The following is a 6700-nucleotide window of genomic DNA, read 5'->3' as shown; positions in this document are numbered from 1 at the left end:
TGTAGTAGATGAATGGCATCACCATTTTCCAAAGCCAATTGATGTAGGTGCTTAAATGTCATTCTATATTCTTTCAGGCTTAATCACAGGGTTACTGCTCTAGTCCGTCAGATATATTACAATAAAAGGAAAATGGTTTAGCTTTGCTGCTTTTCTTAGTTATCTTGATGGTCTCTATGTTTGAAATTATACTATTAAAAAAACATGTAGATCAGAGGGAGAACCAGTGAAGAAAAATTGGAATGAAGAAGAGCTTTTAGCAAACTTTATGTTAATGCCAAATGAACTACATCTATCTATGGGGAATAAAACAGAAACGAACCGTTTGGGCTTTGCCGTGTTACTAAAGTATTTCCAACAGAAAGCTAGATTCCCTAGCCAAAAGCAAGACATCCCAAAAGTAGTGATCGAGTACATAGCGAAACAGCTTGATGTTTCGCATGATCAATTTGATGAATATAGTTGGGGTGGAAAAGAAAAGACTTATACCCGACATCGAAAAAATATAAGGGATTTTTTTGGATTTCAGGAGCTTACACGTACAGATAATGATCGTTTGGGACAATGGTTAGAAGAACAAGTTCAGTCTACACATGATACAGACTATTTAAAAAACCAAGCATACAGTCTCTTTCGTAAATGGAAAGTTGAACCTCCTTCTATTGGGAGCTTAAAGCGTATGATTGACTCTGCCATTGATACTTTTGAAAAGAGCTTATATAAAATGACATATCAGCAATTATCTGCTAAGACGTGCACTCGGTTAGATGCTTTACTTGAGTCCCATGCTGATGAGGATTCTGATGGAGAGGAAACCGACATTTTAACTTTTCGTCAACTATTATCTTCTCCTCGTAAACCAAGTGTAAATGCGATGGAGATGGAGGTTAAAAAACTGTTAGCTATACGACATCTCCAAATTCCTAATGGTTTGTTTCATCATATGACTCCAAAATTACTAAAGAAATATCGACTTCGTGCAGCTACTGAGACTGTAACGGAATTGCGAGCACATCCAGCACCCATTCGCTACACCTTACTTGCCATCTTATTTTGGCATCGTCATGCTGAAGTTATCGACTATTTAGCTGATCTGTTGGATGAAATCACTCTCAAGTTCGGAAATAAGGCCAAGAATACTACCCGTAAAGAAGCAGTAGAAGAGTTGGAAAGGGTTCAAGGGAAAAATAAACATATTATCAACTTATTAAAAGCGACGGTTAATCATCCAGATGGAATTATTCAAGATACTCTATATCCGATTGTAGGCGCTTCAACAATTCGGGATATTATTAAAGACATGACAAGAAATCACCGAGAATACAAAGAAAAAATCTATATAAAGATGCATTCTTCCTATCGGGGGCATTATCGGATTGCTTTCTGTAATATCTTAAAAAATCTTACGTTCAGATCTAATAATCAATCTCATCAACCTGTCATTGAAGCTCTTCAACTAATTCGAGAATATGGTGATAGTGGTCAACGTTTTTTTGCAGCTAATGACGAAGTTCCTATTGAAGGAGTGATCCAGCCCAAATGGAAGGATATCATTATTGAGACGGATAGTAAGGGAATGGAGAGGGTTAACCGAATCAATTATGAGATTGCTGTTTTACAAACACTTCGAACGCGCCTCCGGTGTTTTACCGTTAATATCAATAACATGTGTTGTATTATCGATTTTACGAGTACTGATGTTAGAATTTACTTTATCAAAAGATAATGTAGAACTGCCCCACATTTCATTAAATTCAACCTCATATATACCAGCTAGTTCTGGCCAATTGATTTCTACAACATGTTGTTGGTTACCATCTAAAATTCCTTGTTCCATATTCGTTTCAGAACCATAGGTCCTAAAATTACTCTCAATCCTTACTTCTTTATTAAAACAAGTATAAAATGATTCCTACTTCAAATACTAAAAAAAAACTATTGAAGGATATGATTCAAATGACACTCCATCTAAATAAAAATAACTGCCCTAATTATGAAAAAATTAAATACATCCTCAACGAATCACCAGACTTAATGTGTAGAACACTTGAAGTTGGTGGAGATTGTCTCGAAGTTATTTTCATGAAAAATTTAATTAAACAAGAGTTTCTAAATGAGTATGTAATTAAATACATTCAACAACTTCCGATAGAATACATAACTTACTCTTATTTATTGAAAAACATACCAATGAACGAAGTAAAGAAAAACCTTAAGGAACAAGAGATTATCTCTTCCCTCTTAAATGGATTCGCTTATATTTACTTATCAGACGAAAGTAAAGCATTTATGGTAAATTGCGCCAACCCTATTGAAAGATCTATTGAGAAAGCAGAAACAGAATCATTGGTATACGGTCCTAAAATATCGTTTACAGAATCATTATCTTCTAACATTAAAATTATAAGACGAAATCTAAATGATTCTAATTTGTGTACAGATGAATTAAAAATAGGAGAACGTGTTAAGAAGCAAGTAAGAATTATATATCTTAAAGATATAGCGGATGATGACACACTTAAAACACTTAAGGAGAAGTTTGAAAATATAAAAACTGATAATATAAGTGACAGTTCAGTATTGGCACAATGTCTTGAAGATAATCATTACTCATTTTTTCCACAGTTTATATTAACAGAGTTGCCCGATAGATTCCTCTACTCTATTTTAAACGGACGGATTGGTGTTCTTATAGATGAAAGTCCAATTGCTATTATTGGACCTGCTAATTTTTTTTCGTTTTTTGAATCAACAGAAGACATATATTTGAGATGGTCCTTAAGTACTTTTATAAGATTTATACGATTATTTGCTATGGCAGGGTCACTATTTCTTACAGCATTTTATGTTGCAACCATGACATTTCACTCTGAACTAATTCCATCTAAATTGTTACTTATAATTGGGCAATCACGTTCACAAGTTCCTTTTCCACCTTTGCTAGAAGCACTTTTACTCGAATTATTAATTGAATTACTTAGAGAGGCTGGGGCACGCCTTCCGTCAAAAGTAGGGCAAACAATGGGGATTGTTGGAGGTATTGTTATTGGCCAAGCAACTGTTGAGGCAGGTTTAACTAGCAACATTTTAATTATTATTGTGGCATTTAGTGCATTAGGGGCATTTACGGCTCCTATTTATGAAATGGGCACTGCTATAAGAATTGCTAGATTTCCTTTCATTATTCTAGCAGGTGTTGGGGGATTAAATGGGATTATTATCGGTGTCTGTGTAATGATGGTCCACTTGTTAAAATTGACATCATTAAACAAACCTTATCTTGCACCTCTATACCCTTTTAGGATTAAGGATATAAAATACTTCTTAATACGTCTACCCCACCATTTTTATATGAGACGTCCTGTTGTCAATCGCCCAAAAGATTCATTCCGCACAAGGTGGAGATTTAAAAAAACAGAAAAAGATTTAGATGAATTTTGAGGTGGATAATGAAATCAAATATTAGTTTTGTAAATGCCTATATGGCTTTCTTTATCATACACACTTCGCAAATTGGTATGGGCATACTTGGAGTCCCGAAAATTATTTATCTTGAATCTAAGAAAGATGCTTGGATCTCAGTTTTACTATCCGGTCTATTCATTAGTATTATCACTTGGATTATTATTAGCATACTTAAAAAACATGGAAACTGTAATCTTTATGAAATACACGAAAATTTATTTGGTCGCTTTATAGGAAGTATCATCAATACCTTAATTGTCATTTACTTTATTGCTGTACATTACTCTATCATCATCAGTTATGTTGAATTGTCCCTAACATGGGGATATGAAGGAGTTTATGAATGGGTAGGCACCTTAGCGCTATTATTAATAACAATTTATGCAGTATCAGGTGGATTCAGAGTAGTTGCAGGGATATGCTTCTTATCCTTTTTAATGACTATATGGCTGCTATTTGTGATGTATCAACCACTTGATTCCATAAACTTAACTAGAATTTTACCCATCATGTCGACAACTCCGTCAGAAATGATGAAAGGAGTTTTTAAAAGCAGTTATACAATGTTGGGTTTTGAGACTTTATTTTTTATTTTTCCTTTTATAAAGGAGAAAAAAAAACTACTTCTATTCAGTCAATTAGCAATCTGGTTTACCACACTTCTTGTTTTAATTGCAACTGTTATTTCCATATTATTTTTTAGCCCTAAAGAATTAGAAAAACATATCTGGCCTATTGTCAGTATGATAAGCGCTGTCCATTTTCCATTTATTGAGCGCTTTGAATCTATAGCAGTTTCATTATGGATATTAGTTATTTTTCCAAATTTATGTATAATCCTATTCATTTCTTCCAAAGGAGTTAAACAAATATTTCATTTAAAACTAAAACATGGAATATGGGTAATCTCAATAATCATTTTTATCACGAGTTTTTTTATCACAAAAAGAGTCGACAATAACCTTTTGATTGATAAAGTTGGTCAAGTAGGCTTTTACCTATGGTTTATCTATCCAATATTCTTATATTTCATTTCAATCATTAAATCTAAAATCTTTTCACGTTCAAAACGGAGTTGAAAAAATGAAAATATGGCTTATTCTACTACTTTGTTTCTTTCTCTGTACGGCATGTATGCTACCTGAAAAAATATTAGAAAGGCAAGGAATTTCAACTATTATTGGTTTTGACTTACTTGATGAGAATACATACAAAGGCACTATTAGCTTGTTACAATTCGACCGTAAAGAAGAAAAGACGAGTGTAACCCTTTCTGCCGTCGGAACTACAAGCAAACAAATAAGACAAAATTTAGAACAACAGACAAGCCACGACCTTACTTCTGGTCAATTAAGGACAATTTTATTTGATAAATATATGACAGAAATGATAGGGATTTCATCTTTTCTAGATACAATGCAACGAGATAGTAGCATCGGATCTTTAATTTTTTTGGCAATTACAAACAATGCTGAGAGTACAATTAATAATAAAAACTATGAAGAATACCTTGAAATAGGGTCATATATTTATCAATTATTAGATAAGCACGAAAAGAAGGAAATGTTAATAAACTCCAACTTGCATGATTTTATTTCCACACTATATGAAATTGGTATCGATCCTACCTTACCTATTCTATCGAATGAGAATGGTGTAGCACCCTATTTAAATGGGGTTGCATTATTTAGGGATGATAAAATGGTTGGTTCTATTTCCATGAAAAAAACCCTGTATATAAAATTATTCACCGATCATAATGCTTTTTTGGGGGATATAACTTTAAATATTCCTGCAGAGGTATTAGAAGAAAAGGGAATAAAACTAGTCGAAAAGCAAAAAGGAGATAAATTTAATATTACAATTCACCCAATAAAGTACCGCGGAAATGTTGAATTATCTCAGGAAGAGTCGGTTAATTTAAATGCATCTATTTTAGTTTCAACTATAGAATTACAGCCTTCTGTTACTCTTAAAAATAAGGAATCAATAAAAAAAATGGAGCTAATAATTGAAGAAGAACTAAACAAAGAATTCGGGGATATTCTTGAGAAGTTTAGAAAATTAAATACTGATCCAATTGGCATTGGAAGAAAAATAAAAAGTATAAGAAAATATTCCAATTTAAATGAAAAAGATTTGAGAGGAAAGTATTCCACATTAAATTTAAAACCAAATATTAAGGTAGAAATAAAACGAACTGGGGCAGTTGATTAGTTCACGAATTACTTGTGAAGAACCTCATTTACTTATGAAAAGCTCACCGAGGTTGATATTAAACTTATCTTCCAATAGTTCAATAATTGTATGTAAAACCATAATTAACTACAATCCTTATTCAACAATCTGGCCCTATTGCGGAACAAAAATAAAAGAGCTCTCTTCAGTCATACTGCGGCTGGTTAGTTTAATAAAATTAGCCCCATAAACGGACATTTATGGGGCTGGTCCTTATTGGAGCAAAACACACTCTATTTACCCTGATCTTTGGTACCAAAACTCATTCCCAAAATCAAAGTAACATTTTTAATAACAAACACCGTTTTTGGTGCTAATATATTCATATAAATAGTTTTTAGTAGGTGATTAATTATGATTTTTGGTTACGCGCGAGTGAGTACGGAGGAACAAAACCTAGATATGCAAGTTGATGCATTAACACAATTCGGGGTTGAGAAGATTTATAAAGAAAAATTAACTGGCACACGAAGAGATAGGCCTCAATTAGAAGACCTTTTAAAAATTTTACGAAGTGGCGATAAAATTGTTGTATATAAACTTGACCGTATTTCACGTTCCACAAAACATTTGATAGAACTGAGCGAATTATTTAACGATATGGGTGTACATTTTGTATCAATTACTGACAGTATTGACACTTCAACCGCAATGGGAAAGTTTTTCTTTCGTACAATGGCAAGCATCGCTGAACTAGAAAGAGATATTATTAGTGAACGAACAAAGTCTGGTCTTCAAGCAGCAAGATCAAGAGGAAAGAAAGGTGGGAGACCTACTAAGAAAGAAGATAAAGTGGAAATGGCTGTTAAGATGTATAAGAGTAAAGACTATACAATTAAGCAAATTACAGTGGCGACTGGTATCAGTAAGACCACGCTGTATAGGTATTTAGACAAGGCGCTATAGGGTTGCCTCAGTAATTTAGTTATTAACGATTTGTAAAGATCTTATCGATTAAACCGTATTCTAAAGCTTTTTCTGCTGTCATGAAGTTGTC

Annotated in this window: 5 protein-coding genes and 1 pseudogene; 5 read left to right on the top strand and 1 reads right to left on the bottom strand. The window is 33.2% G+C overall.

The annotated features are described in order from the left end of the window. Positions 1-226: 226 nt before the first annotated feature. From PDQ68_RS28050 to PDQ68_RS28030, 5 genes and pseudogenes are all read left to right on the top strand, one after another. Positions 227-1645 (top strand): annotated as a pseudogene (locus PDQ68_RS28050) (DUF4158 domain-containing protein); the annotation flags it as partial. 311 nt (positions 1646-1956) lie between these two features. Next, positions 1957-3441 carry a spore germination protein gene (locus PDQ68_RS28045; RefSeq protein ID WP_000172442.1) on the top strand — a complete coding sequence of 495 codons (1485 nt, stop codon included), beginning with the start codon at positions 1957-1959 and terminating at the stop codon, positions 3439-3441. A gap of 8 nt (positions 3442-3449) precedes the next feature. Beyond that, a complete protein-coding gene (locus PDQ68_RS28040; RefSeq protein ID WP_000841206.1) occupies positions 3450-4544 on the top strand; it encodes a GerAB/ArcD/ProY family transporter in 1095 nt (364 codons plus the stop codon). A gap of 4 nt (positions 4545-4548) precedes the next feature. Beyond that, positions 4549-5682, top strand: a complete 1134-nt coding sequence (locus PDQ68_RS28035) for a Ger(x)C family spore germination protein (protein ID WP_270787148.1) — start codon at positions 4549-4551, stop codon at positions 5680-5682. A 375-nt stretch (positions 5683-6057) separates the two neighbouring features. After that, complete coding sequence (locus tag PDQ68_RS28030; protein ID WP_000576160.1) at positions 6058-6609, top strand: recombinase family protein; 552 nt, start codon at positions 6058-6060, stop codon at positions 6607-6609. Between the two features lie 22 nt (positions 6610-6631). Here PDQ68_RS28030 and PDQ68_RS28025 read toward each other — a convergent pair. Beyond that, on the bottom strand, positions 6632-6700 hold a 69-nt coding region (locus tag PDQ68_RS28025; RefSeq protein ID WP_172795883.1), incomplete at its 5' end, for an ATP-dependent Clp protease proteolytic subunit.

Origin of the sequence: Bacillus cereus group sp. Bc010 (genome assembly GCF_027716745.1) — a bacterium.
GTDB lineage: Bacteria > Bacillota > Bacilli > Bacillales > Bacillaceae_G > Bacillus_A > Bacillus_A pacificus.
This window is presented reverse-complemented; position numbering and strand designations above follow the sequence as displayed.

Excerpts from the sequence above, each read along its gene's own strand:
- PDQ68_RS28030 (WP_000576160.1), top strand. The coding sequence starts at position 6,058 with ATGATTTTTGGTTACGCGCGAGTGAGTACGGAGGAACAAAACCTAGAT.
- PDQ68_RS28040 (WP_000841206.1), top strand. The coding sequence starts at position 3,450 with ATGAAATCAAATATTAGTTTTGTAAATGCCTATATGGCTTTCTTTATC.
- PDQ68_RS28035 (WP_270787148.1), top strand. The coding sequence starts at position 4,549 with ATGAAAATATGGCTTATTCTACTACTTTGTTTCTTTCTCTGTACGGCA.
- PDQ68_RS28045 (WP_000172442.1), top strand. The coding sequence starts at position 1,957 with ATGACACTCCATCTAAATAAAAATAACTGCCCTAATTATGAAAAAATT.